Annotated in this window: 23 protein-coding genes; 15 read left to right on the top strand and 8 right to left on the bottom strand. The window is 59.8% G+C overall.

Features of this window, described 5'->3' with window-relative positions; translation table 11 throughout:
* Positions 1–295 precede the first annotated feature (295 nt).
* The 3 genes from ACWKV9_RS08475 (at position 296) to ACWKV9_RS08465 (ending at position 2,712) form a co-directional block, all read left to right on the top strand.
* Entirely contained in the window at positions 296–781 is a 486-nt protein-coding gene (locus ACWKV9_RS08475; protein WP_483835639.1) for a GFA family protein, read from the top strand.
* A gap of 188 nt (positions 782–969) precedes the next feature.
* Complete coding sequence (locus ACWKV9_RS08470) at positions 970–2,511, top strand: FAD-dependent oxidoreductase (protein WP_483835638.1); 1,542 nt, start codon at positions 970–972, stop codon at positions 2,509–2,511.
* Between the two features lie 39 nt (positions 2,512–2,550).
* Positions 2,551–2,712, top strand: a complete 162-nt coding sequence (locus ACWKV9_RS08465) for a hypothetical protein (RefSeq protein WP_483835637.1) — start codon at positions 2,551–2,553, stop codon at positions 2,710–2,712.
* A gap of 17 nt (positions 2,713–2,729) precedes the next feature.
* On the opposite strand, the gene ACWKV9_RS08460 is transcribed toward ACWKV9_RS08465, so the two are convergent.
* Entirely contained in the window at positions 2,730–3,842 is a 1,113-nt protein-coding gene (locus ACWKV9_RS08460) for an MBL fold metallo-hydrolase (RefSeq protein ID WP_483835636.1), read from the bottom strand.
* A gap of 189 nt (positions 3,843–4,031) precedes the next feature.
* Here ACWKV9_RS08460 and ACWKV9_RS08455 point away from each other — a divergent pair, with 189 nt between their 5' ends.
* Positions 4,032–4,652, top strand: coding sequence for a TetR/AcrR family transcriptional regulator (locus ACWKV9_RS08455; protein WP_483835635.1), 621 nt, complete (start codon positions 4,032–4,034; stop codon positions 4,650–4,652).
* A gap of 167 nt (positions 4,653–4,819) precedes the next feature.
* On the opposite strand, the gene ACWKV9_RS08450 is transcribed toward ACWKV9_RS08455, so the two are convergent.
* Positions 4,820–5,518 (bottom strand): DJ-1/PfpI family protein, encoded by a 699-nt coding sequence (locus tag ACWKV9_RS08450; RefSeq protein WP_483835634.1) that lies wholly within the window; start codon positions 5,516–5,518, stop codon positions 4,820–4,822.
* A gap of 222 nt (positions 5,519–5,740) precedes the next feature.
* Here ACWKV9_RS08450 and ACWKV9_RS08445 point away from each other — a divergent pair, with 222 nt between their 5' ends.
* From ACWKV9_RS08445 to ACWKV9_RS08430, 4 genes are all read left to right on the top strand, one after another.
* Positions 5,741–6,733, top strand: a complete 993-nt coding sequence (locus ACWKV9_RS08445) for a GlxA family transcriptional regulator (RefSeq protein ID WP_483835633.1) — start codon at positions 5,741–5,743, stop codon at positions 6,731–6,733.
* A 186-nt stretch (positions 6,734–6,919) separates the two neighbouring features.
* Positions 6,920–8,269 (top strand): GntT/GntP/DsdX family permease, encoded by a 1,350-nt coding sequence (locus ACWKV9_RS08440; RefSeq protein WP_483835632.1) that lies wholly within the window; start codon positions 6,920–6,922, stop codon positions 8,267–8,269.
* Entirely contained in the window at positions 8,270–9,130 is an 861-nt protein-coding gene (locus ACWKV9_RS08435; RefSeq protein ID WP_483835631.1) for a MurR/RpiR family transcriptional regulator, read from the top strand.
* A gap of 3 nt (positions 9,131–9,133) precedes the next feature.
* Positions 9,134–10,603: an N-acyl-D-amino-acid deacylase family protein gene (locus ACWKV9_RS08430; RefSeq protein ID WP_483835630.1), complete on the top strand. Its 1,470-nt coding sequence runs from the start codon at positions 9,134–9,136 to the stop codon at positions 10,601–10,603.
* Between the two features lie 83 nt (positions 10,604–10,686).
* On the opposite strand, the gene fahA is transcribed toward ACWKV9_RS08430, so the two are convergent.
* Both fahA and hmgA read right to left on the bottom strand, forming a co-directional pair.
* Positions 10,687–11,985 carry a fumarylacetoacetase gene (gene fahA / locus ACWKV9_RS08425; RefSeq protein ID WP_483835629.1) on the bottom strand — a complete coding sequence of 433 codons (1,299 nt, stop codon included), beginning with the start codon at positions 11,983–11,985 and terminating at the stop codon, positions 10,687–10,689.
* Complete coding sequence (hmgA, locus tag ACWKV9_RS08420; RefSeq protein WP_483835628.1) at positions 11,982–13,298, bottom strand: homogentisate 1,2-dioxygenase; 1,317 nt, start codon at positions 13,296–13,298, stop codon at positions 11,982–11,984. Before hmgA ends, fahA begins: the two co-directional genes overlap by 4 nt.
* 226 nt (positions 13,299–13,524) lie before the next feature.
* On the opposite strand from hmgA, the gene ACWKV9_RS08415 reads away from it, so the two are divergent.
* On the top strand, positions 13,525–14,316 hold the full coding sequence (locus ACWKV9_RS08415) for an IclR family transcriptional regulator (RefSeq protein WP_483835627.1): 792 nt from the start codon (positions 13,525–13,527) through the stop codon (positions 14,314–14,316).
* 118 nt (positions 14,317–14,434) lie between these two features.
* Here ACWKV9_RS08415 and hppD read toward each other — a convergent pair whose 3' ends face one another.
* From hppD to glcC, 3 genes are all read right to left on the bottom strand, one after another.
* Positions 14,435–15,511 carry a 4-hydroxyphenylpyruvate dioxygenase gene (gene hppD / locus ACWKV9_RS08410; RefSeq protein WP_483835626.1) on the bottom strand — a complete coding sequence of 359 codons (1,077 nt, stop codon included), beginning with the start codon at positions 15,509–15,511 and terminating at the stop codon, positions 14,435–14,437.
* A 139-nt stretch (positions 15,512–15,650) separates the two neighbouring features.
* Positions 15,651–16,283 (bottom strand): maleylacetoacetate isomerase, encoded by a 633-nt coding sequence (maiA, locus tag ACWKV9_RS08405; RefSeq protein WP_483835625.1) that lies wholly within the window; start codon positions 16,281–16,283, stop codon positions 15,651–15,653.
* A 214-nt stretch (positions 16,284–16,497) separates the two neighbouring features.
* Entirely contained in the window at positions 16,498–17,265 is a 768-nt protein-coding gene (gene glcC / locus ACWKV9_RS08400; RefSeq protein WP_483835624.1) for a transcriptional regulator GlcC, read from the bottom strand.
* A 244-nt stretch (positions 17,266–17,509) separates the two neighbouring features.
* On the opposite strand from glcC, the gene glcD reads away from it, so the two are divergent.
* From glcD to ACWKV9_RS08375, 5 genes are all read left to right on the top strand, one after another.
* Positions 17,510–19,009, top strand: a complete 1,500-nt coding sequence (glcD, locus tag ACWKV9_RS08395) for a glycolate oxidase subunit GlcD (RefSeq protein ID WP_483835623.1) — start codon at positions 17,510–17,512, stop codon at positions 19,007–19,009.
* Positions 19,009–20,112: a glycolate oxidase subunit GlcE gene (glcE, locus tag ACWKV9_RS08390; protein WP_483835622.1), complete on the top strand. Its 1,104-nt coding sequence runs from the start codon at positions 19,009–19,011 to the stop codon at positions 20,110–20,112. The genes glcD and glcE overlap by 1 nt, the downstream gene beginning before the upstream one ends.
* A gap of 2 nt (positions 20,113–20,114) precedes the next feature.
* Positions 20,115–21,332, top strand: a complete 1,218-nt coding sequence (gene glcF / locus ACWKV9_RS08385; RefSeq protein ID WP_483835621.1) for a glycolate oxidase subunit GlcF — start codon at positions 20,115–20,117, stop codon at positions 21,330–21,332.
* Positions 21,333–21,379: 47 nt separating this feature from the next.
* Positions 21,380–21,787 (top strand): heme-binding protein, encoded by a 408-nt coding sequence (locus tag ACWKV9_RS08380; protein WP_483835620.1) that lies wholly within the window; start codon positions 21,380–21,382, stop codon positions 21,785–21,787.
* Between the two features lie 147 nt (positions 21,788–21,934).
* Complete coding sequence (locus ACWKV9_RS08375) at positions 21,935–24,112, top strand: malate synthase G (RefSeq protein WP_483835619.1); 2,178 nt, start codon at positions 21,935–21,937, stop codon at positions 24,110–24,112.
* A gap of 209 nt (positions 24,113–24,321) precedes the next feature.
* Here ACWKV9_RS08375 and gntR read toward each other — a convergent pair whose 3' ends face one another.
* Entirely contained in the window at positions 24,322–25,338 is a 1,017-nt protein-coding gene (gene gntR / locus ACWKV9_RS08370; protein ID WP_483835618.1) for an HTH-type transcriptional regulator GntR, read from the bottom strand.
* A gap of 283 nt (positions 25,339–25,621) precedes the next feature.
* On the opposite strand from gntR, the gene ACWKV9_RS08365 reads away from it, so the two are divergent.
* Positions 25,622–26,140 carry a gluconokinase gene (locus ACWKV9_RS08365; RefSeq protein ID WP_483835714.1) on the top strand — a complete coding sequence of 173 codons (519 nt, stop codon included), beginning with the start codon at positions 25,622–25,624 and terminating at the stop codon, positions 26,138–26,140.
* The last annotated feature ends 36 nt before the right edge of the window (positions 26,141–26,176 follow it).

Raw genomic sequence — 26,176 nt, 5'->3', positions numbered from 1 at the left:
GCCCGGCATTATTAGTCGTGGCGAATCATGCAAGCCGGGGACCGGTGCAGGCAAGTGAAGGCTTCAAGGCTGCCCGGCCATGCAGCGAACTGTAGGAGCGCGCTTGCCCGCGAGTTCAGGATTTCAGCCGGAAATGTATTGAATCTACGAGCCTTATCGCGGGCAAGCGCGCTCCTACAATGTGTATGCACCGGGTTTGAAATCCAGCCAAATCCGCATGGGAGGACTTGTGTGGGCAATTCGTGGTCTAGAACCAGTGGAAGACGATTTATGCGATCACACAGGAGATAACGCCATGCATCTGGAAGGTTCATGCCATTGCGGCGAAGTAGAGTTCAGCCTCAACAGCGCCCACCCCTATCCCTATCAACGCTGCTACTGCTCGATCTGTCGCAAGACCCAGGGCGGGGGCGGTTACACCATCAATCTGGGCGGCGATGCCAAGAGCCTGAAAGTTAAGGGCAAAGCGAGCATCTCCATCTATCACGCGAAAATGCGCGATGGCGATCAGCCGGTACATATCAGCAGCGCCGAGCGGCATTTCTGCAAGCACTGCGGCAGTGCGTTGTGGCTGTTCAGCCCGGAATGGCCGGAACTGATCCACCCTTTCGCCTCGGCCATCGATACCCCACTGCCAACGCCACCGGAACACACGCATTTGTTGCTGGACTCCAAGGCGTCGTGGGTCGAGGTTCAAGCGGGGCCGGACGATAAGCAATTCGAGCATTTTCCTGAGGAATCGATTGCTGACTGGCATGAGCGGCTGGGCTTGGTGCGCTGATGCCATCTTTGGCGTCGGGCGTTTGAATAGAACACGACCGCTTCGCGCCCGATCGCCGGCAAGCCAGGCTCCTACGCCCTCCGGGCAGAAGCGCCGTTCAAATCCCGTGAATCGGTATCGATCATCAATCTCACTGAACCTCCGCATCGCCCCCCGACTCACAACAGAAAGCCAATAAGGACACTTATATGCCTCTGCACCGAGTCGCTGAGCTGGCTGATCTTCGTGAAGATCGTGGCGTTCAGGTTGAAATTGGCGATACCAAGATCCTGCTTTTGAGAGCGGGTGATGAAGTGTTTGCCTACCAGGCCGAGTGCCCACACGCAGGCGCGCCATTGGCCGATGGCGCAGTGTGCAACGGTCATTTGATCTGCCCCTGGCACAAGGCCGAGTTTGCCGTTAACGACGGCAGCCTGTGCGAACCTCCCGCCCTCGATTCCCTCACCCGCTACGCCACGCAACTGATTGACGGCCAGGTTCACGTCGACGATCAAGCCCTAGTGCGGCCAACGCCTGTTCTGGAAAAAGACGATCGCTGTTTCGTCATCATTGGCGCCGGTGCTGCGGGTACAGCGGCTGCCAGCGCGTTACGGGAAAAAGGCTTCAACGGCCGCTTGCTGCTGATCGACCGCGAGCAAGAGCCGGGTTATGACCGCACGGCCCTGAGCAAATTTGTGTTGGCCGCCGACATGAAGCCAGAAGAAATCCCCGCCATGCGTGAGGAAGCTTTCTACGCCCAAAACAACATCGAGCGTGTGTGGGGCGAGGTGATGAAGCTGGACGTAGTGAACAAGCGAGTGATCATTGCCGACGGTCGGCGGTTCGATTACGACGCAGCGCTGGTGACTACCGGTGGCGAGCCCCGCACCCTGCCACTGATCGGCGCCGAACTCCCGCAGGTACTGACGCTTCGCCAACGGGATGATGCCCGGCAGATTCTTGAAACAGCGACGCCGGGCGCTCATGCATTGATCGTCGGTGACAGTTTCATCGGCCTCGAAGCCGCTTCAGCCCTGCGCAGGAACAACGTATCGGTCACCGTGCTTGCTCGCCATGAAAAGCCTTTTGTCGCCCAATTCGGCGAGCGCATCGGTCGTGCGATCAGGACGCTTCACGAGGCAAACGGGGTGCTGTTTCGCACCCATGTCGAGGTCAGTCATTTTGAAAGTGACCCCTCGGGCAGCGCACTTGAATGTGCCGTGCTGAGTAACGGTGAAAAGCTTGCCGTGGACGTGGCGCTGGTTGGCATTGGCGTCGATCCAGCGACCCAGTTTATCGACGGCGTTGCGTTAGAGAAGGACGGATCGCTGAAGGTCGACGGCGGCATGTGTGTCACCCGGGATTTATGGGCCGCCGGGGACATAGCCACGTTTGCGCTAAACGGAGAACCGCTGCGCATCGAGCACTGGCGCCTGGCGCAGCAGCAGGCGCGCATCGCCGCCAGCAATATGCTGGGTGGCGATGAGCGTTATCTGGATGTGCCTTACTTCTGGACGTTTCACTTCGGCAAACGGCTGGATTATCTGGGGCACGCCCCGGACTGGGACGAAATCATTTATCTGGGCGAGCCCGAGACGTTCGACTTCCTCGCCCTGCTGTGCAAACAGGGCGTTGTCGCTGCTGTGGTGGCCTGCGAGCGGGAACGGGAAATGGCCATGCTCACTGAGCGCATGAAACAGCCGCTGTTCCGGGATGAAGCATTGATGCTGATTGAAGCGATAAAGAACTGAGCTGCGAACAACCATTCATTTGAAATCGAGGACACGCACATGAGCGAACAAGAATCCGACCGCGAAGACCTCAACCACAAGCCGGAAAACGCCGGCAATGTGGGCGAAAAACACAAGCAGTTGAACGAACAGGGCGAACACCCAAGAACGCGTTCACCCAAGGACCCGGATGATGAAGACAACCCTGGGAATCACGAATAACGGGGTGGTCTAGCCAATTATCGGCTTTGAGCCTGACGGGTCGCACATCGGCCAACACAGGGGCTTTTTTTGACGGGCGCGCTCGCCCGAGGGGTTTCTTCGGTCACGCTATCCACCTGCGTCCACCACGCTTCACCACGGTTGGGGTAGTCGACGTAAAACGGCTGACCCATCTGCGGCGTGGTAATAGTCACGCTGCGCTCCCAGGCCAAGGCCAGAATCCTGTCGAACGGTTCGTGCCAGGCATGCATCGCCAGATCGAACGTTCCGTTGTGAATCGGCAACAACCATTTGCCGCGCAGGTCCAGGTGCGCCTGCAGCGTCTCTTCGGGCTGCATGTGCACGTCCGGCCAATCGACGTTGTAAGCGCCCGTCTCCATCAGCGTCAGATCAAACGGTCCGTATTGCTCGCCGATCAGTTTGAAGCCGCTGTGATAGCCGGTGTCGCCACTGAAAAAGATCCGCTGCTGATCATTAATGATCACCCACGACGCCCACAGGGTTTGATTGCCATCACGCAGCGTGCGGCCCGAGAAGTGCTGCGCCGGTGTCGCGACGAAGCGAATCCCATGGATCTCGGTGGATTGCCACCAGTTGAGCTGCTGGACCTTCTCTGCCGGCACGCCCCACTCGATCAACGTATCGCCCACGCCGATCGGGGTGATGAAGTGCTCGGTCTTGTCTTTGAGCACCTGAATGGTCATGTGGTCCAGATGGTCGTAGTGGTTGTGCGAGAGAATCACCGCCTTGAGCGGCGGCAGGTCTTCCAGACTGATCGGCGGCTGGTGGAAACGCTGCGGCCCGGCCCATTGCACCGGCGATGCGCGCTCGGCGAACACTGGGTCGGTGAGGAAATACTGATTGCGCAGCTTCAACAAGACGGTGGAATGGCCGAGGCGATAAACCGTGTTGTTCGGTGCTGCGAGCAGTTGCTGGCGCGACAGCGGTAGAACCGGGATCTCTCCCGCAGGCCGGGTATGGCGCGGCTTGTTGACCACCGAATTCCAGAAAATGCGCAGGGTTTTGAAGAAGCCCAGGCGGTTCATGGATTTGTGATTGCTGTAGCGCCCCTCATGCCGGGACAGGACAGGCAACGAGGTGACGTCATTTCGATTTTCGGTCAAGGCCATGGGTGCTGACTCCAGTGGAACGGTTGGAGATTGTGCAAGGGGCGAACGCTTTGCAGGATGTTGGATATGCCGGGAAGACGTAAGCAAGAAGATGTAACAGGATTTTACACTACACAGTGTAGTTTCAAGCTTGCATCAAACGCAATCACAAGTACACTGCCGAGTGTAAATTTTTTAGAAGCGATCCTGATGACAGCCCCCTTGCGCCTGACCGACCGAAAACGTGAATCCATCGTCCTCGCGGCGATTGCCGAGTTTCGTGACAACGGTTTCGAGATCACCAGCATGGACCGCATCGCCGCCCGCGCCGAAGTCTCCAAGCGCACGGTGTACAACCACTTCCCCAGCAAGGAAGAGCTGTTTTCGGAAATTCTGCATCGCCTGTGGGCCAATGCCAGCGGTCAACCGGATGCGTCCTATCGCAGCGATGTCGCGTTGCGCGACCAGTTGCGGGAAATGCTGAAATCGAAGATGAAAACCCTCAGCGACAGCAACTTCATTGATCTGGCCCGCGTAGCGATCGGTGCAACTATCCACTCGCCGGATCGCGCGCAGACATGGGTCAATCGGCTCAATCAGCGTGAAGAATCGTTCACCGTGTGGATTCGCGCCGCCCAGCAGGACGGCCGTTTAAAAGAAGTGGAGCCGGGTTTTGCCGCTTATCAGATCCACGCCCTGCTCAAGGCCTTCGCCTTCTGGCCCCAGGTCACGCTGAACGAGCCGCTGCTGACGCCCGAGAAGCAGACGTCAGTGGTGGAATCGGCGCTGGATATGTTTTTGTGCTGGTATGAGATTTCGACGACCTCTTAATCAACTCCAAACAGACTTTTGTGGGAGGGAGCTTGCTCGCGCCCACAGCAACCGGGGCGCGTGACAAAACGCATAACCCGTGGGAGCGGACCTGTCCGCGAAGAGTCCGTCATGTCCGCCGCATCTTCGTCGTCAGAACTACCGCATTCGCGGACAGGTCCGCGGTGTTAATTAGCAGCGCTGTGAGCAAGCTTGCCAGCTACCAACCGCTCGACAATCGCCCGACGCGCGTTCAATCCAGGTGTTGCGCGCTCAGTCGCGGTGGCCAACACGCTAGCCGATGCACTATCCGGACGACCTGAATCGAAAGGCGGCGCCGGCGCGTATTCCAGCTGCAACTGGATGAGCTGGGCTTTTTCCGGATCGAACAGCTCACTCACCAACGTCAGCGCAAAGTCGATGCCTGCGGTTACGCCGCCACCGGTCATCAGATTGCCGTCACGCACCACGCGCTCTTTGACCGCAATTGCGCCGAAGCTTTCCAGCAAATCGTGTGATGCCCAATGGGTGGTGGCGCGGCGCCCGGTCAACAGCCCCGCCGCGCCAAGCACCAGCGCACCGGTGCAAACCGAGGTGACGTATTGGGCGGTCGCCGCCTGCTGCTTGATGAACTCCAGCGTTTCAGCATCTTCCATCAGCGCATCGACACCCACGCCGCCGGGCACGCAGATCACGTCAAGTGGCGGACAGCCAGCGAACGTGCGGGTAGGCATCAACAGCAACCCTGTGCTGGAAATCACAGGAGCCAATTCTTTCCACAGCAGGTGCACCGTGACGCCTGGCATGGTGGCAAAAACGTCGTAAGGGCCGGTGAGGTCCAGTTGCTGAACTTTGGGGAATAGCAGGATGCCGATGTGCAGGGTCATGGGGGTTACTCCGCGTAGATCAGATGTGGATTGTAGGAGCGCGCTTGCTCGCGATAACGGTGTGTCAGATCAATACGTGATGACTGACAGAACGTTTTCGGGGGCAAGCGCGCTCCTACAGGTCAAGTGTTCAAATGGACGAACCCACTCTATCCAGATACGCTCTGGCGGATACGCCATAAGGCCCACAAATCACGCCAATTGCCGAACGCAGGTCTGCCCATGCCGCACACGCCCAAAACGGTCCATATCCTTGCGTTTCCCAATGTGCAGTTGCTCGATGTCGCCGGGCCCCTGCAGGTATTCGCCTCGGCCAATGTGCAGGCGCTCCGCCTGGGTCAGCCTGCCGCTTACTTACCGAGCGTGATTGCCAGCCAGTCCGGCAGCGTGATGTCGTCGGCCGGGCTGGGGCTGCAAACATTCGCTCTGCCACCCCAACCTTCAGACACGTTGATCATCGCCGGCGGTTGGGGCGTTCACACCGCGCTGCAGGATGAACAACTGGTGCAGTGGGTGCGCGAACAGGCAGGCTCGGCCCGGCGCGTGGCGTCGGTCTGTACCGGGGCATTCATGCTGGCGCAGGCCGGTTTGCTAGATGGCCATCGCGTGGTCACGCACTGGGACAGCTGCGACACGCTGGCCCAGCGCTATTCCAGGGTGCAAGTCGATCCCGAACCGATCTTCATCAACGAGGGCGCACTCTGGACATCGGCAGGCGTGACGGCTGGCATCGATCTGGCGCTGGCGCTGGTGGAAGCCGATCTGGGCCGAAACATCGCGCTGGCCGTGGCGCAGGATCTGGTGGTGTTTCTTAAACGGCCCGGGGGTCAGTCGCAATTCAGTACGGCGCTGTCGATGCAGCAGGCCACGCGCAACAACGACAGCCGTTTCGCGGATCTGCATGCCTGGATTCTCGACAATCTTGCCAGCGAATTATCAGTCGCCACCCTTGCCGCGCAAGTGAGCATGAGCGAGCGCAGTTTCGTACGCCATTACCGCGCCCACACCGGCAATACCCCGGCGCGCGCCATCGAACAGTTAAGAGTTGAAGCCGCGCGCCGCTTGCTCGGTGACAGCGCCCTGCCCATCAAACGCATCGCCGATCGTTGCGGCTTTGGCACCGAAGAAACCTTGCGCCGCAGCTTTATGCGCACCGTATCGGTGACTCCGCAGGCGTATCGGGAGAGGTTTAGTGCTGGATCGGCTGGCGCGTAACCAGTAGGAGCTGACGAGCAACGCGAGGCTGCGATTGCGGTGTGTCAGGCAAATTGCATCGCAGCCTCGCGCTGCTCGTCAGCTCCTACGGTTCGTCGAAACCTCAGGCGCAAATATATTTCATTATTTGTAGATTTTATCCTTATTCGTGTAAGTTACTTTCATCACGAAAAAGGGATAACAACAATGCCGCCCTCCTCTGGTCTGTCACTCCTGGTCTACGCCGCTGTTGCGATCATCGCTTTGATCGTTTTGATCGCCCGCTATCGCCTCAATCCGTTTGTCGTCATCACCCTGATTTCTGTTGGTCTGGCCTTGGTCGCAGGCATGCCTGCCACTGGAGTGGTTGCGTCCTACGAAGCAGGTGTCGGCAAAACCCTGGGGCACATTGCGCTAGTGGTGGCTCTCGGTACGATGCTCGGCAAAATGATGGCTGAATCGGGTGGTGCCGAGCAGGTGGCGCGCACGCTGATCGATCGCTTCGGCGAACGCAACGCGCATTGGGCCATGGTCTGCATCGCATTTCTGGTGGGCCTGCCACTGTTTTTCGAAGTCGGCTTCGTGCTGCTGGTGCCGATTGCCTTCACGGTGGCGCGCCGGGTCGGGGTGTCCATCCTGATGGTCGGCCTGCCGATGGTCGCTGGGCTTTCCGTGGTCCACGCTCTGGTGCCGCCGCACCCCGCCGCCATGCTCGCGGTCCAGGCCTACGGCGCTTCGGTGGGGCAAACGCTGTTTTACGCCATCCTCGTTGGTATCCCGACTGCGATCATCGCAGGCCCGCTTTACGCTAAATTCATCGTCCCGCGCATTCAACTGGCTGACGACAACCCGCTGGCCAAGCAATTTCTCGACCGCGAACCCCGGGCGAAACTGCCGAGCTTCGCCCTGACCATGACCACCATTTTGCTGCCTGTGGTTTTGATGTTGCTGGGCGGCTGGGCCAATCTGATCAGCACGCCGGGCAGCGTGTTCAACAGCTTCCTGCTGTTCATCGGCAACTCGGTAATCGCCCTGCTGCTGGCGACGCTGCTCAGCTTCTGGACGCTGGGCATTGCTCAGGGTTTCAACCGCGATTCGATTCTGAAATTCACCAATGAATGCCTGGCCCCCACCGCCAGCATCACCTTACTGGTGGGCGCAGGCGGCGGTTTGAACAAGATTCTGGTGGACAGCGGTGTCACCAATGAAATCGTGGGTCTGGCCCAGGATTTTCATCTGTCGCCGCTATTGATGGGCTGGCTGTTCGCGGCGCTGATGCGGGTTGCCACCGGTTCCGCTACCGTGGCGATGACCACTTCATCCGGTATCGTTGCACCGGTCGCGCTGGGCCTGGGCTATCCGCACCCAGAGCTGTTGGTGCTGGCGACGGGCGCGGGTTCAGTGATCTTTTCCCACGTTAACGATGGCGGTTTCTGGCTGATCAAGGAGTACTTCAACATGACCGTGGCGCAGACCTTGAAGACCTGGACAGTGCTGGAAACGCTGATTTCGATCATCGCGTTCGCACTGACCCTCGGCTTGGCGCAGGTGCTCTGATTGGACATTCTTTACCAGATCCGCGCGCGTCAGGAATCGTTCAGCGCCGGCGAAGGACGCATCGCCAAACTGATCCTCAGCGACACGGCGTTCGCCGCCAGCGCCAGCCTCGATGATCTGGCCACGCGGGCGAAAGTCAGCAGCGCGACCCTGTCACGTTTTGCCCGCAGCATCGGCTGCCGTGACCTTCGTGACCTGCGCCTGCAACTGGCCCAGGCCAGTGGTGTCGGCAGTCGCTTCCTCAAGCCGGAACAGGCGCCGGAGCAATCAGCGTTCTTTACCCAGATCGTCGGGGACATCGAAGCGACCCTGCGCCAGCACTTGGCCGGGTTCGACGAATCCCGCTTCGCCGAGGCCGTGTCCCTGCTGACCCAAGCGAAGATGATCCACGCTTTCGGCATGGGCGGCTGCTCCAGCCTGTGCAGCGAAGAACTGCAAACCCGCCTGGTGCGCCTCGGCTATCCCATTGCCGCGAGCCGCGATCCGGTGATGATGCGCCTGATTTCAGCCACCCTCGGGCCTGAGCAGACGATCATCGCGTGCTCACTCACCGGGCGGACGCCGGAACTGCTCGACGCTATCAAGCTGGCGCGCAGTTACGGCGCCAGGATTCTCGCGATCACGCTGCCCAAATCCCCTCTCGCCCGATTGGCCGAGGTGGTGCTGCCGCTGCAGATCGCAGAAACCAATTTCATCTACAAACCCACGGCCGCGCGCTACGGCATGCTGCTGACCATCGATGTGCTCGCCACGGAACTGGCGCTCAAGGCCCCTGAAGAAAATCAGGAGCGTCTGCGGCGGATCAAATTGGCGCTCGATGACTATCGCGGCGGCGAAGACGGCCTGCCGCTCGGAGACTGAATCATGCTTTATGACCTGATCATTCGTGACGCCCAAGTGATCGATGGCAGCGACACCCCGGCCTTTCGCGCGGATGTGGCGATCCGTGACGGGCGCATTCAGCGCATCGGCAGCCTGGAAGGCGTGTCCGCGGCCGAGGAAATCAACGCGGCGGGACGGGTTTTGGCTCCGGGTTTTATCGACGTGCACACCCACGACGACACGGTGGTGATCCGAAAACCACAGATGCTGCCCAAGATCACCCAAGGCGTGACCACGGTGATCGTCGGCAACTGTGGTATCAGCGCTTCGCCGGTGACACTAAAGGGCGAGCCGCCAGACCCGATGAATCTGCTTGGCCCGGCCAAAGCGTTTTCCTATCCCCGTTTCAGCGATTACGCAGCCGCCATCGATAACGCGCGCCCCGCCGTCAATGTCGCCGCGTTGATCGGCCACACCGCCCTGCGCAGCAATCATCTGGATGACCTGTTTCGCACTGCAAAACCCGACGAAATTGCGGCCATGCGTGAGCAGTTGCGAGACAGCCTTGAGTCTGGCGCGCTGGGTTTATCGACAGGGCTTGCCTACGCTTCGGCGTTCTCGGCAGACACCGAAGAGGTCAAGCAATTGGCCGAAGAGTTGACCGCGTTCGGCGCTGTTTACACCACCCATTTGCGCAGTGAGTTCGAGCCGGTGCTGGACGCAATGGACGAGGCATTTGCCATTGGCCGTCACGCCCGATCGCCGGTAGTGATCTCGCATCTGAAATGCGCCGGTGCCGGCAATTGGGGCCGTAGTCCGCAGCTGTTGGCGTCACTGGAAAAGGCTGCGCTGGACCACCCGGTCGGCTGTGACTGCTACCCGTATGCGGCCAGTTCCTCGACGCTGGATTTGAAACAGGTCACCGATGCGTTCCGTATCACCATCACCTGGTCGACCCCGCACCCAGATCAAGGAGGTCGTGACCTGAAAGAGATTGCCGCCGATTGGGGCGTTTCACTGATCGATGCGGCTCGCACGCTACAACCAGCCGGGGCGGTGTACTACGGCATGGATGAAAACGACGTACAGAATATTCTGAAACATCCGCTGTCGATGATCGGTTCAGACGGCTTGCCCGAAGACCCGTTTCCGCATCCGCGCTTGTGGGGTGCGTTTCCTCGGGTTCTGGGGCATTTCAGCCGTGATCTGGGATTGTTCCCACTGCACACCGCCGTACACAAGATGACCGGGCTGACCGCCAAGCGTTTCGGCCTGCATGAGCGGGGGTTCATTCGCGAAGGATATTGGGCGGATCTGGTGCTGTTCAATCCAGAGACCGTGCACGATGTGGCAGATTTCAAGGACCCAGAACGCGCTGCTGAAGGGATCGACGGCGTGTGGGTGAACGGGCATTTGAGTTATGCCGACGGCAAGGCGCAGGGTCAGCGCCAAGGCAGGTTTTTGCCGAGGAGCGGGTCGTTGGTTGCCGGATTTAGCCAAGGCTCCCTGTAGGAGCCAACTTGTTGGCGAGCCAGACGACGCAGATTGTCTGGCTCACCTTCTCGCGAACAAGTTCGCTCCTACAGAGATTCGCATCAACCGACGATCACACCCCGGCACTCACCAAAGCCGATGCTGATCTGCCCTTTCCTGTGGCAGCGGGCTTTCAGGATCACTTCATCGCCGGCCTGCAAAAACGTGCGGGTCTCGCCGCCAGGCAATTCAATCGGCTGTTTCCCACCTTGGGTCATTTCCAGCAGGCTGCCCAATTGATCAGGCTGGGGCCCGGACAACGTCCCGGTGCCGAACACATCCCCCGCTTCCAGTTTGCAGCCGTTGACGCTGTGGTGGGTGACCATCTGCGCCACCGTCCAGTACATGTTCAGCGTGTTGCTCAAGCCCAGCCGATGCGGCGCCAGACCCAGCGCTTTCATCCGGGCGGTCTGGAGTAGCACTTCAAGCTCGATATCCATCGCGCCAGTGCTTTGGTCATCGGCGTCGAACAGATACGGCAATGGCGCAGGATCGCCTTGAGGACGCTGCGGTTGCGCGTTGCGAAACGGCGCCAAAGCCTCCGCTGTCACCACCCAGGGCGACAGCGTGGTGGCAAAGCTCTTGGACAGGAACGGCCCCAGCGGCTGGTATTCCCAGGCTTGAAGGTCCCGCGCTGACCAGTCGTTGAGCAGACAGAAACCGGCAATGTGCTGGGCTGCATCAACAATCGCGATCGGCTCACCCGCTTCGTTACCCGGCCCGATCCACACCCCGACTTCCAGTTCGTAATCCAAGCGTTTGCTCGCGCCGAACGTCGGCACTTCGGTGCCGGGCGCGAGCGTCTGGCCACTCGGGCGTTTGATCAGCGTGCCAGACACGCACAAGGTCGAAGCGCGACCGTGGTAGGCGATCGGCACATATTTGTAGTTGGGCAACAGAGGGTTGTCTGGCCGGAACAGCTTGCCGACGTTGGTGGCGTGATGGATGCCAACGTAAAAATCGGTGTAGTCCCCCACCTTGGCGGGCAGGTGCATTTGGCACTTTTCCATGGGCCGTAGCAGCGTTTCGCCCATCATCTGCAAACGCTCGCGCTGGGGGCTTTTTTCGTCCAGCAGGTGCAACAAATCGGCGCGCAACGCCTGGCGGGCCGACGCGCCCAGGGCGAAGAAATCATTGAGCTGATCACGGCTCGCGGCTTCTGCGGCAAAACGCGCCACGCCATTGAACAGGCTGGCGTCGAGCGCGACTTGCAAATCGAAAACCTTGTCGCCGATGGCCACCCCGCCGCGCTTGCTGGCATTGCCATAACTGAAGACGCCGAAGGGCAGGTTCTGCAGCGGGAAATCAGGATGATCGTTGGCCGAAATCACCCAACTGCGCAGATTTGTGAAAGTGTTCATCGTTGGCTATCCGAATCCAGAGGTTTGAAGGTCCTGGCAATGCCGCTCCAGCATCCATCGTAGTCGTTCTGCAACTGCGGGCATTCGATGGCATGACGGCTAGGGCGCAGCACTTTGCCGGTCTCGAACATGAACGCCATGGTCTGCTCGATCTTGTGCGGTTTCAGCTCTGCGGCCATGGCCTTTTCGGCGGTGGCGTTGTCCGGCCCGTGGGCGCTCATGCAGTTATGCAACGAAGCACCGCCAGGCATGAAGCCCTCGGCCTTGGCGTCGTACGCACCATCGATCAGACCCATGAATTCGTTCATCAGGTTGCGATGGAACCACGGCGGACGGAAGGTATTTTCGGCCACCATCCAACGCGGCGGGAAAATCACGAAATCGATATTGGCCTGGCCGTCGGTGGCGCCGGGCGAGGTCAATACAGTGAAAATCGACGGATCAGGATGGTCATAACTGACCGTGCCCAAGGTATTGAAACGGCGCAGATCATATTTGTACGGCACGTTATTGCCATGCCACGCCACAACGTCGAAAGGTGAGCCGGGCAAGGTCGTGGCCCACAGTTCACCCAGGAATTTCTGTACCAGCACGGTTGGCTGCGCGCTGTCTTCGAAATGTGCGACGGGCGCCTGAAAGTCTCGGGGGTTGGCGAGCCCGTTGCTGCCAATCGGCCCCAGATCCGGCAGTCGCAAGGCACAGCCGTGGTTCTCGCAGATGTAGCCGCGCGCACTGCCGTCCTTGAGCTGAACGCTGAATTTGAGGCCACGGGGTAGCACGGCAATCTCTTGCGGCTCGATGTCCAGCACCCCCAGTTCAGTGACGATACGCAACCGACCCTGCTGCGGCACGATCAGCCATTCGCCGTCGGCATTGAAAAACGCCCGTTGCATCGAGCTGTTGGCGGCATACACATACACGCTGACGCCTTCGGCCTGATCGGCGGCCGAGGTGCTGGCCAGCGCAATCAAACCGTCGATGAAGTCAGTGGGCTCCGTAGGGATATCGAAGGCGTTCCAGCGCAAACGGTTGGGGGTGATCGGCCCCTGATGCTGGCCGCGGATCTGGGTTTCGATGCGCTGGTATCGGGAGTGACTGGCGGACGGCTGAATGCGGTATAGCCAGGTGCGGCGGGCTTCGCTGCGGGGGACGGTGAACGCAGTGCCCGAGAATTGCTCGGCGTACAGCCCCAGAGGATGGCGTTGCGGGGAGTTCTGCCCCACCGGCAACGCTCCGGGAATGGCTTCGCTGCTGAACTGATTGCCGAAGCCGCTCTGGTACGTCAGGGCGTCGGGCGCATGTGCTATGGACATCTTGACCTCTTGTTCTTATGGATTCAGCGCCGCCCCTGTAGGAGCGAATTTATTCGCGAGGGGCCATTGCCGTTGTTTAATCTTTGTTGCCAGGGACATTGCCTCGCGAACAAGTTCGCTCCTACAGGTGCACGTAGAGATATCGTAAACCGATTACGCATAACGTAATTTGAGTTTGCGAGAGGGTCAAGCTATAAAGCAGCCTTCTCAGACCGGCGCCCCTTCCATGACCGATGATTCCCAGAGCCCTGTAGGCGCACGCCCGCAAAAAGTGCAGTCCGCTGAAGTTGGCGTGGGCATTCTCAAAGCGTTGGCGGAGCTTGCGCCCGCCACCTCGCTGTCCAGACTGGCCGAGTACGTCGGTATGCCGGCCAGCAAGGTTCACCGCTACCTGCAGGCACTGGTGGACAGCGGTTTCGCTGAACAGAACCCGCTAAACAACCATTACGCGCTGGGACGCTCGGCATTGCAGGTCGGGCTGGCGGCCTTGAGTCAGCTGGACGTGTTGAAGGTCGCCGCACCGCAGCTGGCAAACTTGCGCGATGAACTCAACGAAACCTGCTTTCTCGCGGTGTGGGGCAACAGGGGCCCGACCGTGGTTTACGTCGAGAAATCCCTGGGCGCGGTGACGCTGGTGACGCAGATCGGTTCGGTGCTCCCGTTGCTCAGTTCGTCCACCGGACTGGTGTTCGAAAGCTTTCTGTCGGCCACCGAAACAGCTGTTCTGCGCAGAGCGGAATCATCGTCACTCAACCCATCCCAATTGAAAGAAGCGGACACGCACACCAAGGAAATCCGCAGCACCGGGGTGCATCAGATTCAGGGCATGTTGATGACCGGGGTCAACGCGGTGTCGGCGCCGGTATTTACCCTGGGCAACACGCTGGCGGGGGTGGTGACGGTGGTGGGATCGGCGTCGGTGTTGACCGGGGAAAAGCAAGTGCTGGCGGCCCGGCGATTATTGGAAACGGCCCAAGGCATCAGTGAACGCATGGGCGGGGAAATGCCAGCCAGTTGACCGTATTTGATCCCTGTAGGAGCGCGCTTGCCCGCGATTGCGGTGTGTCAGGCCAATATTTGCTGGCTGACGGAATGCTTTCGCGGGCAAGCGCGCTCCTACAGCACTCTATCGCGCTTCAATCTACGGTCAGGACTCCGCGCCGCACCTGATCGCGCTCGATCGATTCAAACAGCGCCTTGAAGTTGCCTTCACCAAAGCCGTCATCGCCCTTGCGCTGGATGAACTCGAAAAACACCGGGCCCATCAGGGTTTCCGAGAATATCTGCAGCAACAGCCGCTGGGTGCCACCTTCCGACGTGCCATCGAGCAAAATCCCACGGGTTTTGAGCTCATCTTCGGGCTCGCCATGATTGGGCAGGCGCCCTTCGAGCATCTCGTAATAAGTCTCCGGCGGCGCAGTCATGAACCGCATGCCGATAGCTTTCAATGCGTCCCAGGTCTTGATCAGGTCTTCGGTGAAGAACGCCACGTGCTGAATGCCCTCCCCGTTGAACTGCATCAGGAACTCTTCGATCTGCCCTGCGCCCTTGGACGACTCCTCGTTGAGCGGGATGCGGATCATGCCGTCCGGCGCGGTCATGGCTTTTGAGGTCAGGCCGGTGTATTCGCCCTTGATGTCGAAGTAGCGCAGTTCGCGGAAGTTAAACAGCTTCTCGTAGAAGTTCGCCCAATAAGCCATGCGCCCGCGATAGACGTTGTGCGTCAGGTGATCGATAAACTTCAGGCCTGCGCCTTCAGGGTGGCGATCCACGCCTTCGATGAACACAAAGTCGATGTCGTAGATCGAAGTGCCTTCGCCGAATCGATCAATCAGGTACAACGGCGCACCACCGATGCCTTTGATGGCGGGCAGTCGCAGTTCCATCGGGCCGGTGGCGATTTCGATGGGTTGAGCACCCAACTCCAGCGCGCGGTTGTAGGCCTTTTGCGAGTCCTTGACCCGGAATGCCATGCCGCACACTGAAGGGCCGTGCTCTGCCGCGAAGTAGGACGCTTCGCTGTGAGGTTCGTTGTTGAGGATGATATTGATCGCGCCCTGGCGGTACAGCGACACCTGTTTGGAACGGTGATTGGCGACTTTGGTAAAGCCCATCATCTGGAACACCGGTTCAAGGGCACCGGGGACCGGCGAAGCGAATTCGATGAACTCAAAGCCCATCAGGCCCATCGGGTTTTCATAAAGGTCAGTCATGGTCTTGCTCCTGGAAAGTGAATAGCGCGGATGCCGATATCACTGTCCAGAGGGTGGCGCGCAGGGAATGCCCCGTACGCTGCGAGCGAGAAAATCGCCGAAGATGAGTTGCAGACCAAAACTTTTCATGTAGGAAAGGTTACTCCGGCTTATCGGATTGCGCATCCGGATGCGCGTGCTGGAAAGCAGGATGCTCAAGCGCCAATTCCTCAACGCGACGGATGCGCGTGAAAGCGTCGAGATCGACATTGAAGCGGCGCGCTGCGTACACCTGTGGCAGCAAGTAGATATCAGCCAACCCCACCGGGCCGAAACAGAAGCCCTCATCGCCGATCAGCGCCTGGACCGCAGTCAGGCCTTCGCTGATCCAGTGACCGATCCAGGCGACCACATCGCCTTCATCGTGGCCCAGACCGCGCAGTCGATTGAGCACTGCAACGTTGTGCAGCGGGTGAATGTCGCAGCCGATCAGCGCCGCCACTTGCCGATGTCGGGCGCGGGCAATCAGGTCGGTGGGGAGCAGCGCAGGCTGAGGAAAGCGTTCTTCGAGGTATTCGATGATGGCGTTGGACTGGATGATGACGTTGCCTGAGTCCAGACGCAGTGCGGGGACACGGCCTTGGGGATTGATCACAAGATAGTCAGGCTTAAGGTGCTCACCGCCGTCGCGGATGAGGTTCACCGGGATGGCATTGACGTTCTGACCCTTGAGCGCCAGCGCGATGCGCACACGGTAGCTGGAAGTCGAGCGGTAATAAGTGAAGAGGTCCACAGTGATTGCCTGCCGCTGATTTTTATTATTCGGGATATTTCAGAATTAGATTACGCAGTGCGTAAATTGCGGGTTTGAGAAGCGACTGTCAAGGTAAGCATCAAACCTGTAGGAGCGCGCTTGCCCGCGATTGGAGTGGGTCAGAGCAATAGCTGTTGACTGACAGAATGCTTTCGCGGGCGAGCGCGCTCCTACAACGGACGCGTGCTCAGACTCACGTCCACCCCTCCAACCGCAGCGTCGCCCGCACCAATCGCTGTTCTTCATTCTCGATTTCCCGCAGGTTCTCGCAGATGCTCTGGATGTGTGCGATGGCGGCCTTGCGCGCCTGCTCTGGAAGCCGCCCGGTCACAGCGTTGTATAGCCGCGCATGATGACGATCGATCTGCTTTTTCTGCGCCTCGCGGTGATAGAGGTTGTTGACCGACGCAAACACCGTGCTGAGCAGCAAGTCGGTCAGTGAACGCAGGGTTTGAACCAGTACCGGGTTGTGCGAGGCCTCACAGATGGCCAAGTGAAAGGCATGGTCCAGACGCGCATGGCTCGACGCATCCAGCTCCCGATCATGGGCCGCCACCAGCGCGTCATAGCTTCGGGTGATCAGCACAAAATCGGCGTCGGTGCCGCGCAACGCCGCCAGCCGGGCCGATTCCCCCTCAAGCAGGCTGCGCACCTCAAACAGGTCGAACAGCGTGCGCGGCTGCGAACCGAACAGATGCAGCAACGGCGAGGTAGCGGTCAGGCCGTCCATGCGCGCGACAAATGAGCCCTTGCCCTGATGGGTGTCGATGATCCCCCGGGCCCGCAGCAGTTTGAGCCCTTCACGAAGGGCGGTGCGGGACACGCCGAGCTTTTCCGTCAGTCGCCGTTCCGAGGGCAGCAACTGGCCCACTTTTAATACGCCGTCGACGATCAGCCGCTCGATTCGCTCACTGACCACGTCGGCAACCTGAGGCGCCCGGCTGGTTCCTGGGTTCTGCATCATCACCCCTACTGGTATGACCACTAGCCAACTGCAAAACAATCAATCGACTTGTCGCTACCAAGCTATTGTTATTCATGACGTTAATCGTCAATAACGTCTACATCTGGAAAACAAACTGGTTCGACCAGTGCTTTCATCCATGGACAGTAATGCCGCCACGGCCAATGATGCAAGCAAGCCTATAGAACGTTCAGCTACTGAACGGGCGCCAATAAAAACAAAACAGGGTTGCGAACCCATCATGAATATTCTGTACGACGAACGCGTCGACGGCGCGTTGCCCGATACTGACAAGGCCCAGCTGTTGCAGGCCTTGCAAGCCAGACTGCCTGACCTGGACATCCTCCATCGCGACGAAGAACTGCGCCCGTACGAGTGCGACGGTTTGTCGGCGTATCGCACCAAGCCCATGCTAGTGGTCCTGCCCGAACGCCTTGAGCAAGTGCAAACCCTGCTCAAACTCTGCCACGAGCGCAATGTACCAGTGGTCGCCCGTGGTGCGGGCACAGGCCTCTCCGGCGGCGCATTGCCGCTGGAGAAAGGCGTGTTGCTGGTCATGGCGCGGTTCAACAAGATCCTGCACATCGACCCCGCCGGACGCTTTGCCCGCGTTCAACCCGGCGTGCGCAATCTGGCTATTTCCCAGGCCGCTGCGCCATATGACCTCTACTACGCCCCTGACCCCTCTTCGCAAATCGCCTGTTCGATCGGCGGCAACGTGGCCGAAAACGCAGGCGGCGTGCATTGCCTGAAATACGGCCTGACCGTCCATAACCTGCTGAAAGTCGACATTCTCACCGTCGAAGGTGAGCGCATGGTGCTGGGTTCCGAGGCGCTGGATTCTCCCGGCTTCGACTTGCTCGCACTGTTTACCGGCTCCGAAGGCATGCTCGGCATCATCACCGAAGTCACCGTCAAACTGTTGCCCAAGCCGCAAGTCGCGCGGGTGTTGCTGGCGGCGTTCGATTCGGTGGAAAAAGCCGGGCGCGCGGTGGGCGACATCATTGCCGAAGGCATCATTCCGGGCGGTCTGGAGATGATGGATAACCTGGCGATTCGCGCCGCCGAAGATTTCATCCACGCCGGTTATCCGGTGGACGCTGAAGCCATTTTGTTGTGCGAACTCGATGGCGTCGAAGCCGATGTCCACGACGATTGTGACCGCGTGCGCGCAGTACTGGAAAAGGCCGGTGCCACCGAAGTGCGCCAGGCCAGAGACGAAGCCGAACGCGTACGTTTCTGGGCCGGACGCAAGAATGCTTTCCCGGCAGTCGGTCGGCTGTCGCCGGATTACTACTGCATGGACGGCACAATCCCGCGTAGGGAATTGCCGGGCGTGCTGAAGGGCATTTCTGCGTTGTCCGAAGAATACGGCTTGCGCGTCGCCAACGTGTTCCACGCGGGCGACGGCAACATGCACCCGCTGATTCTGTTCGATGCCAACCAGCCGGGCGAGCTGGACCGCGCTGAAGCGCTGGGCGGCAAGATTCTCGAACTGTGCGTGAAGGTAGGCGGCAGCATCACCGGCGAACATGGCGTGGGGCGCGAGAAGATCAATCAGATGTGCGCGCAATTCAACAGTGACGAGCTCACCTTGTTCCATTCGATCAAGGCGGCATTCGACCCCAGCGGCATGCTCAACCCCGGCAAGAACATTCCGACGCTGCACCGCTGCGCCGAATTCGGTGCCATGCACGTACACATGGGCAAGCTGCCCTTCCCAGAACTGGAGCGTTTCTGATGAGCGCCGAACGTCAGCCACACGATCAATCCACCTCGCAGGATCGCGACGCCAGCGAGACCTTGCTGGCGCAGGTCAATCGGGCGATTCAGGTCGGCACGCCACTGCGCATTCAGGGCGCGAACAGTAAAGCGTTTCTCGGACGGGAGGTCGCTGGCGAAGTGCTCGACACCCGCCAGCATCGCGGCATCGTCACCTATGACCCTACCGAGCTGGTGATCACCGCCCGTGCCGGAACGCCGCTCAGTGAATTGTCCGCAGCGTTGGACGCCGCCGGGCAAATGCTGCCGTGCGAGCCACCGAGCTTTAGCGATAGCGGCGTCAGCGATGCCACAGTGGGCGGGATGATTGCCGCTGGCTTGTCCGGGCCGCGCCGCCCGTGGTCCGGCTCGGTCCGCGATTTTGTTCTGGGCACGCGGGTCATCACCGGCCACGGCAAGCACTTGCGTTTCGGCGGCGAAGTGATGAAAAACGTCGCCGGTTATGACTTGTCGCGCCTGCTGGCTGGCAGCTTCGGTTGCCTGGGCGTGATCACCGAAGTGTCGTTGAAAGTACTGCCAAAGCCGCGTTTGTGTACCAGCGTTGCGCTGGAGATGGATGCGGCTCACGCCCTCGCCCGCCTGGCTGAATGGGGCCAGCAACCACTACCCATCAGCGCCGCCAGCCATGACGGTCGCGTGCTGCGCCTGCGCCTTGAAGGTGGCGAAGGTTCGGTGGCCGCCGCCCATGATCGACTCGGCGGTGAAGCCATCGACCCGGCTTACTGGGGTGAACTGAACGCGCACCGGCTTGAGTTTTTCACTGATGGCCGCCCGTTGTGGCGACTCTCGGTCCCCAACAACACCAGCACTCTGAACTTGCCGGGGGAGCAGTTGATCGACTGGGGCGGCGCGCAACGCTGGCTGAAATCCGACGCCAGCGGCGCTGAAATCCGCGCCATCGTCAGCGAAGTTGGCGGCCATGCCATCTGCTACAGCCACGGCCTGGACGACAGTCCGTTTCAGCCATTGCCAAGCCCGTTGCTGCGTTATCACCGCCAGCTCAAGGCGCAACTCGATCCGCACGGAATTTTCAATCCGGGCCGAATGTACGCAGAGATCTGACCATGCAGACCACCTTGAGCGAACACGCCAAAACCCTGCCTCGCGCCGAAGAAGCCGAGAGCATCCTGCGCAGTTGCGTGCATTGCGGCTTTTGCAACGCGACCTGTCCGACCTATCAGCTGTTGGGCGACGAACTCGACGGCCCTCGGGGTCGGATTTATCTGATCAAGCAGGTGCTGGAAGGCAACGAAGTCACCGAGAAAACCCAGCTGCATCTGGATCGCTGCCTGTCCTGCCGCAACTGCGAAACCACCTGCCCGTCGGGGGTGAAATACCACAACCTGCTGGACATTGGCCGCGCCGTGGTGGACGCCGCTGTGCCGCGTCCCTTGGGCCAGCGCCTGGTGCGCGAAGGTCTGCGTGCGGTGGTGCCGAATGCCGGTTTGTTCAAATCCTTGACGCAGATGGGCAGTGCCTTTCGCCCCCTGTTACCGGGCACGTTGAAAACCAAACTTCCTGGCGAGATCCGTCCCGCCACGGCGCGCCCTGCTCTGCAACACGCGCGTCAGGTGTTGATGCTCGAAGGCTGCGTGTTGCCCGCGCTGTCACCCAATACTAATGGCGCAGCTGCACGCGTATTGGACCGATTGGGGATCAGCGTCAAACCCATCGCCCAGGCTGGCTGCTGCGGCGCAGTGGATTACCACCTGAACGCACAGGATGCGGGACTCGATCGCGCCCGACGCAACATCGACGCCTGGTGGCCCGCCATTGAATCCGGCGCCGAAGCCATCGTCCAAACCGCCAGCGGCTGCGGCGCGTTCGTGAAGGAGTACGGGCATCTGTTGCGCGATGACCCGGCGTACGCGAGCAAGGCGGCGAAGGTGAGTGAACTGACCCGCGACCTTGTGGAAATTCTGCGCGCCGAACCCTTGGAAAAACTCGGTAGTTGCACCAGCCAGAAGCTGGCATTTCATTGCCCATGCACGCTGCAACACGCGCAAAAACTAGGTGGCGCAGTGGAGGCGGTGTTGACGCGGCTAGGCTTCAACTTGACCGCCGTTCCCGACAGTCATCTATGCTGCGGGTCGGCCGGAACGTATTCGATTACGCAGCCGGTGCTTTCGAAACAACTGCGCGACAACAAGATGAATGCCCTCGAAAGCGGCAAACCGGAGGTCATCGCCACCGCAAACATTGGCTGTCAGACGCATCTGGCAGGCGCTGGCCGCACCCCGGTCAAACATTGGATCGAACTCATCGAAGACGCTCTGCACTAACGCAGACGTGCTCAATACCTACAACAACTTCCCCTCAGGAGAACTGCATGAAAACCAAGTCCGTACTGACGCAGACCGAAGTAACCCAGATCATCGCTGCCGCACGCGCCGAAGCGCAGAGCAACAGTTGGGTGGTGTCTATTGCCGTAGTCGATGACGGGGGGCACTTGCTGGGTTTCGAACGCCTGGACGGTTGTGCACCAATTGGCGGCTACATCGCCGTCGAAAAGGCGCGCACCTCGGCGTTGGGCCGCCGTGAATCCAAGGGCTACGAAGAGATGATCAATAATGGCCGCACGGCGTTTGCCACCGCCCCGCTGCTGACTTCGCTTGAAGGCGGCGTGCCGGTGATCATCGACGGCGAAGTGATTGGCGCCGTGGGAGTGTCCGGCGTCAAGGCCGATCAGGATGCACAGATTGCCAAGGCCGGTGTGGCTGCGGTGAATGCGGGTTAAGCCTGAATCTGGATGAGTTTGTAGGTGCGCGCTTGCCCGCGATTGCAATATCCCTGAGATGCCTGTGTTGTCAGACACACCGCCATCGCGGGCAAGCGCGCTCCTACAAAATGAATGTCGTATGAACTATCTAACGGAGAACCCGAGATGACCGAATTCGTCAACCGCCAGGGCCTGAAGGTCGCGGCCAGTCTGCAACGTTTTGTCGACGAGGACGTGCTTCCCGGGACCGGGCTGAATCCCGATATCTTTTGGGCGGACTTCGACTCGCTGGTCCATGACCTCGCGCCGGTCAACCGCGAGCTGCTGGCAGAGCGCGACCGTCTGCAGGTGCAACTGGACAAGTGGCATAAATCCAATCCCGGCCCCGTCACCGATATGCCAGCGTACATCGCCTATCTGGACTCTATCGGTTACCTGCAGCCGGTGCCCGGTACCGTTCAGGCGACCACCAACAAGGTCGACATCGAAGTCAGTCAACAGGCCGGACCTCAATTGGTGGTTCCCGCAGCCAACGCCCGCTACGCACTCAATGCGGCCAATGCTCGCTGGGGCTCGCTGTATGACGCGCTGTACGGTACCGATGCGATCTCAAGCAGCAACGGCGCGGAAATCAAAGCCGGTTACAACCCATTGCGCGGCGCCAAAGTCATTGCGTTCGCCCGGGCCCTGCTGGATCAGGCGGTACCCCTTACCAACGGCTCCCACGTCGATGCCACCGCGTACGCTATCGAAAGCGGCAAGCTGCTGATCACCCTGGCCAATGGCACTCAGACCGAATTGGCGCAACCTGAAAAATACATCGGCTATCAGGGTGACCCGAAAAACCCCACCGCGATCCTGGTGAAAAACCACGACCTGCACATCGAAATCCAGATCGATGCCGCAAGCCCCATCGGCAGCACCGACCCTGCCGGTATCAAGGACCTGGTGCTGGAAGCTGCGTTGTCGACCATCATCGACTGCGAAGACTCGGTCGCCGCCGTAGATGCAGAAGACAAGATCGTCATCTACCGCAATTGGCTTGGGCTGATGAAGGGCGACCTGACCGAAGAACTGGTCAAGGGCGGCAAGACCATCACCCGTCGCCTGAATGCCGACCGCGAATACACCACCGCTGACGGCAACGCGCTGAAGCTGCACGGGCGCTCGTTGTTGTTCATCCGGAACGTCGGTCACTTGATGACCAACCCGGCCGTGCTATACGACGGCGACAAGCAAATTCCCGAAGGCATTCTCGACGGCGTGATCACCAGCCTGATTGCCCTGCACGACCTGCACAATCGCGGCAACTCCCGAGCGGGCAGCGTCTATATCGTCAAACCGAAAATGCACGGCCCGGAGGAAGTGGCTTTCGCTGACACTTTGTTCGCCCGCATCGAGGATGTGCTGAAGGTGCCGCGCAACACGCTGAAAATGGGGATCATGGACGAAGAGCGGCGCACCAGCGTCAATCTCAAGGCCTGCATCGCGGCCGCGTCAGCGCGGGTGGCATTCATCAACACCGGTTTTCTGGACCGCACTGGCGATGAGATTCACACCGCCATGGAAGCCGGACCGATGCTGCGCAAAGGCGACATGAAAGCTACGCCGTGGATCAAAGCGTATGAACGCAGCAACGTGCTGGTCGGCCTGGCGTGCGGCTTGCGCGGTCGGGCACAGATCGGCAAAGGCATGTGGGCCATGCCGGACTTGATGGCTGACATGCTGGAGCAGAAAATCGCGCACCCTAATTCGGGGGCCACCACCGCATGGGTACCCTCCCCGACTGCAGCCACTTTGCACGCGCTGCACTATCACAAAGTCGATGTGAAGGCGATTCAGCACGAGCTGGAGCAAGTGGATCTGGACAGTGCCAGCGAGCAGATCCTGCTCGACTTGTTGACGGTTCCGGTAGTGGCCGAAGCCAAGTGGACGACCGAAGAAATTCGCCAAGAGGTCGACAATAACGCTCAGGGCCTGCTGGGATACGTCGTGCGCTGGGTCGAGCAAGGTGTCGGCTGTTCGAAAGTGCCGGACATCCACGACGTTGGCCTGATGGAAGACCGCGCGACGCTGCGTATTTCCAGCCAGCACATTGCCAACTGGATGTATCACAAGGTGATCGACGAGCATCACGTGCTGGACACATTGAAGCGCATGGCCAAGGTCGTGGACGCCCAAAACGCGGGGGATTTGGCATACAAACCCATGGCCGCGAACTTCGAAACGTCAGTAGCGTTCCAGGCGGCGAAGGATCTGGTGTTCAAAGGACGCGAACAGCCAAGCGGGTACACCGAGCCGCTGTTGCACAAGTTCCGCCTGGCGTTCAAGGAAGAGGCATGAGAAGCGACTGATCTGTAGGAGCGAACGTGTTCGCGAGGCGATTTGGGGTACACCCCTTAAATCCCTTGCCAACGAGTTGGCTCCTACAGTCCCCGGTATTCCTGTGGGAGCGGACCTGTCCGCGAATGCGATGTGTCGACCGATGAAGATGTAGCGGTTGTAATGACGTCTTCGCGGACAGGTCCGCTCCCACAGTTTTTGTGGTGACTTCACGTACTTTCGCGCACCACCAACTCAAACCCCAGATCCACCTGGGTCGGCTGCACGGTTCCGTCCAGCAACCCCAACAGCAATTGCGCAGCGCGCTGGCCGACTTCCTCGCGGGGAGTACGAATAGAGGTCAGTCGCGGCACCATGTGCGCCGAACCCGGCAGGTCGTTGAAACCGATCAGCGACACCCGCTCGGGAATCTTGATCCCGCGACGCAATGCCTCCAGCGCTGCGCCCTGCGCCAGGTCGTCGTTGCAAAAAAACATCCCATCCACATCTGGGTGCTGCTCCAGCAACTGCGCAAACAACTCCCCTCCCAATCCTATGGAGGACGGCTGCGGCGTCGAGACCTGAAGCGCAGCGTCGTAAACCCCTGCCGCTTCAAGTGCTCCACGAAACCCGGTTCCCCGCTGCAAAACCCGTGGGTCGAGTTGCGCCGCAATGTAAGCCAGGCGCCGACGGCCTCGGCTCAACAGATGCCTGGCGGCTTCGGCACCCGCCTGTTGCTGGGAAAACCCGACGCACGATTCTGCGCGTTCGCAATCAAGCTCCATCATGTGTACCCGAGGTACTCCGCTTGCGGCCAATAACTGCTGCGCCGCCTGACTGCGGTCAAAACCGGTCAGCAGTAGTCCACGGGGGCGGTTGGCAAGGTGGCTGCGCAACAGATTTTCTTCTTCCTGCGGCGAGTAGTGATAGTTACCGATCACCACTTCCAGGCCGCGCGGGCGCAGGACTGCCTGAATGGCTTCCAGCGTTTCAATGAATAATTGGTTGGAGAGCGACGGCACCAGCACCACCACGGTCTGGCTGTGGGACGACGCCAGTGCGCGAGCGGCAGGATTGGCGACATAGCCTAGACTCAGGGCGGCGGCGCGGACTTTTTCGACGAGTTCCGGCGCTACTGTGGCAATGCCACGTAGCGCTCTCGAAGCAGTGATAGGTGAGACGGCCGCCAGCTGCGCGACCTCGTTAAGCGTAGGACGACCGGTAGATCGGGAACCATTGCGTGTCATGCGTTGCCAACTGATAGGACGAAAGCTGAGGGGGTTGCAAATTGTGTCTAATGGGCTCTAAGGTAGCGCTATCTCCGGGAGTCCCGCAACGCTTTCTTCGCACGCGTCTGTTACGCAACGCGCCAGGATCGATGCAACTGATGAGCCACAGAGATACCCATAACAATGACTACACCCGGACGCAGCTTGCCGGAACTTGCATGCTAAACGTGCAAGACAGCGCTGTCCTCGGGACGAGGTTTTTATGACTACTGTTCCAACTGCAATCTCTGCCCTCGTGGTAATGGGTGTTTCCGGCTGCGGCAAAAGCGTCGTTGGCGCTGAAATTGCCAAAAACAGCGGAGGTCGTCTGATCGAAGGCGACGCTTTCCACCCTCAGGCCAACATCGACAAGATGAGTGCCGGCCATCCCCTCAATGACGAAGACCGCGCCGGCTGGCTGACCCGTTTGGGTGAAGAACTTGCCACCGCCTTGCGCAACGGCGAACACCCTATCCTGACCTGCTCCTCGCTCAAGCTTCGCTACCGCGAAACCTTGCGCGCGGCCGTGCCAAACCTGGGTTTCGTATTTCTTGAGCTGAGCAAAGAAGAAGCCACCGAACGCTGCGCCAATCGCCCCGGGCATTTCATGCCAGCAAGCCTGGTAGACAGTCAATTCGCTACCCTTGAGCCGCCTAATGGCGAAGACCGCACGCTAGTGGTTGATGCCACGCAGTCGATCAAAGCAATCGGCGAGCAGGCTGCCGATTGGTGGAAAGCCTCGAAAACCCAATCCTCACAAGGTGCTCTCACCGGCTCCTGATCGCTGATCAGGCGTGAGCGGCAAAGACAGCGCTGT

Source organism: Pseudomonas corni, from assembly GCF_057128765.1.
This window is presented reverse-complemented; position numbering and strand designations above follow the sequence as displayed.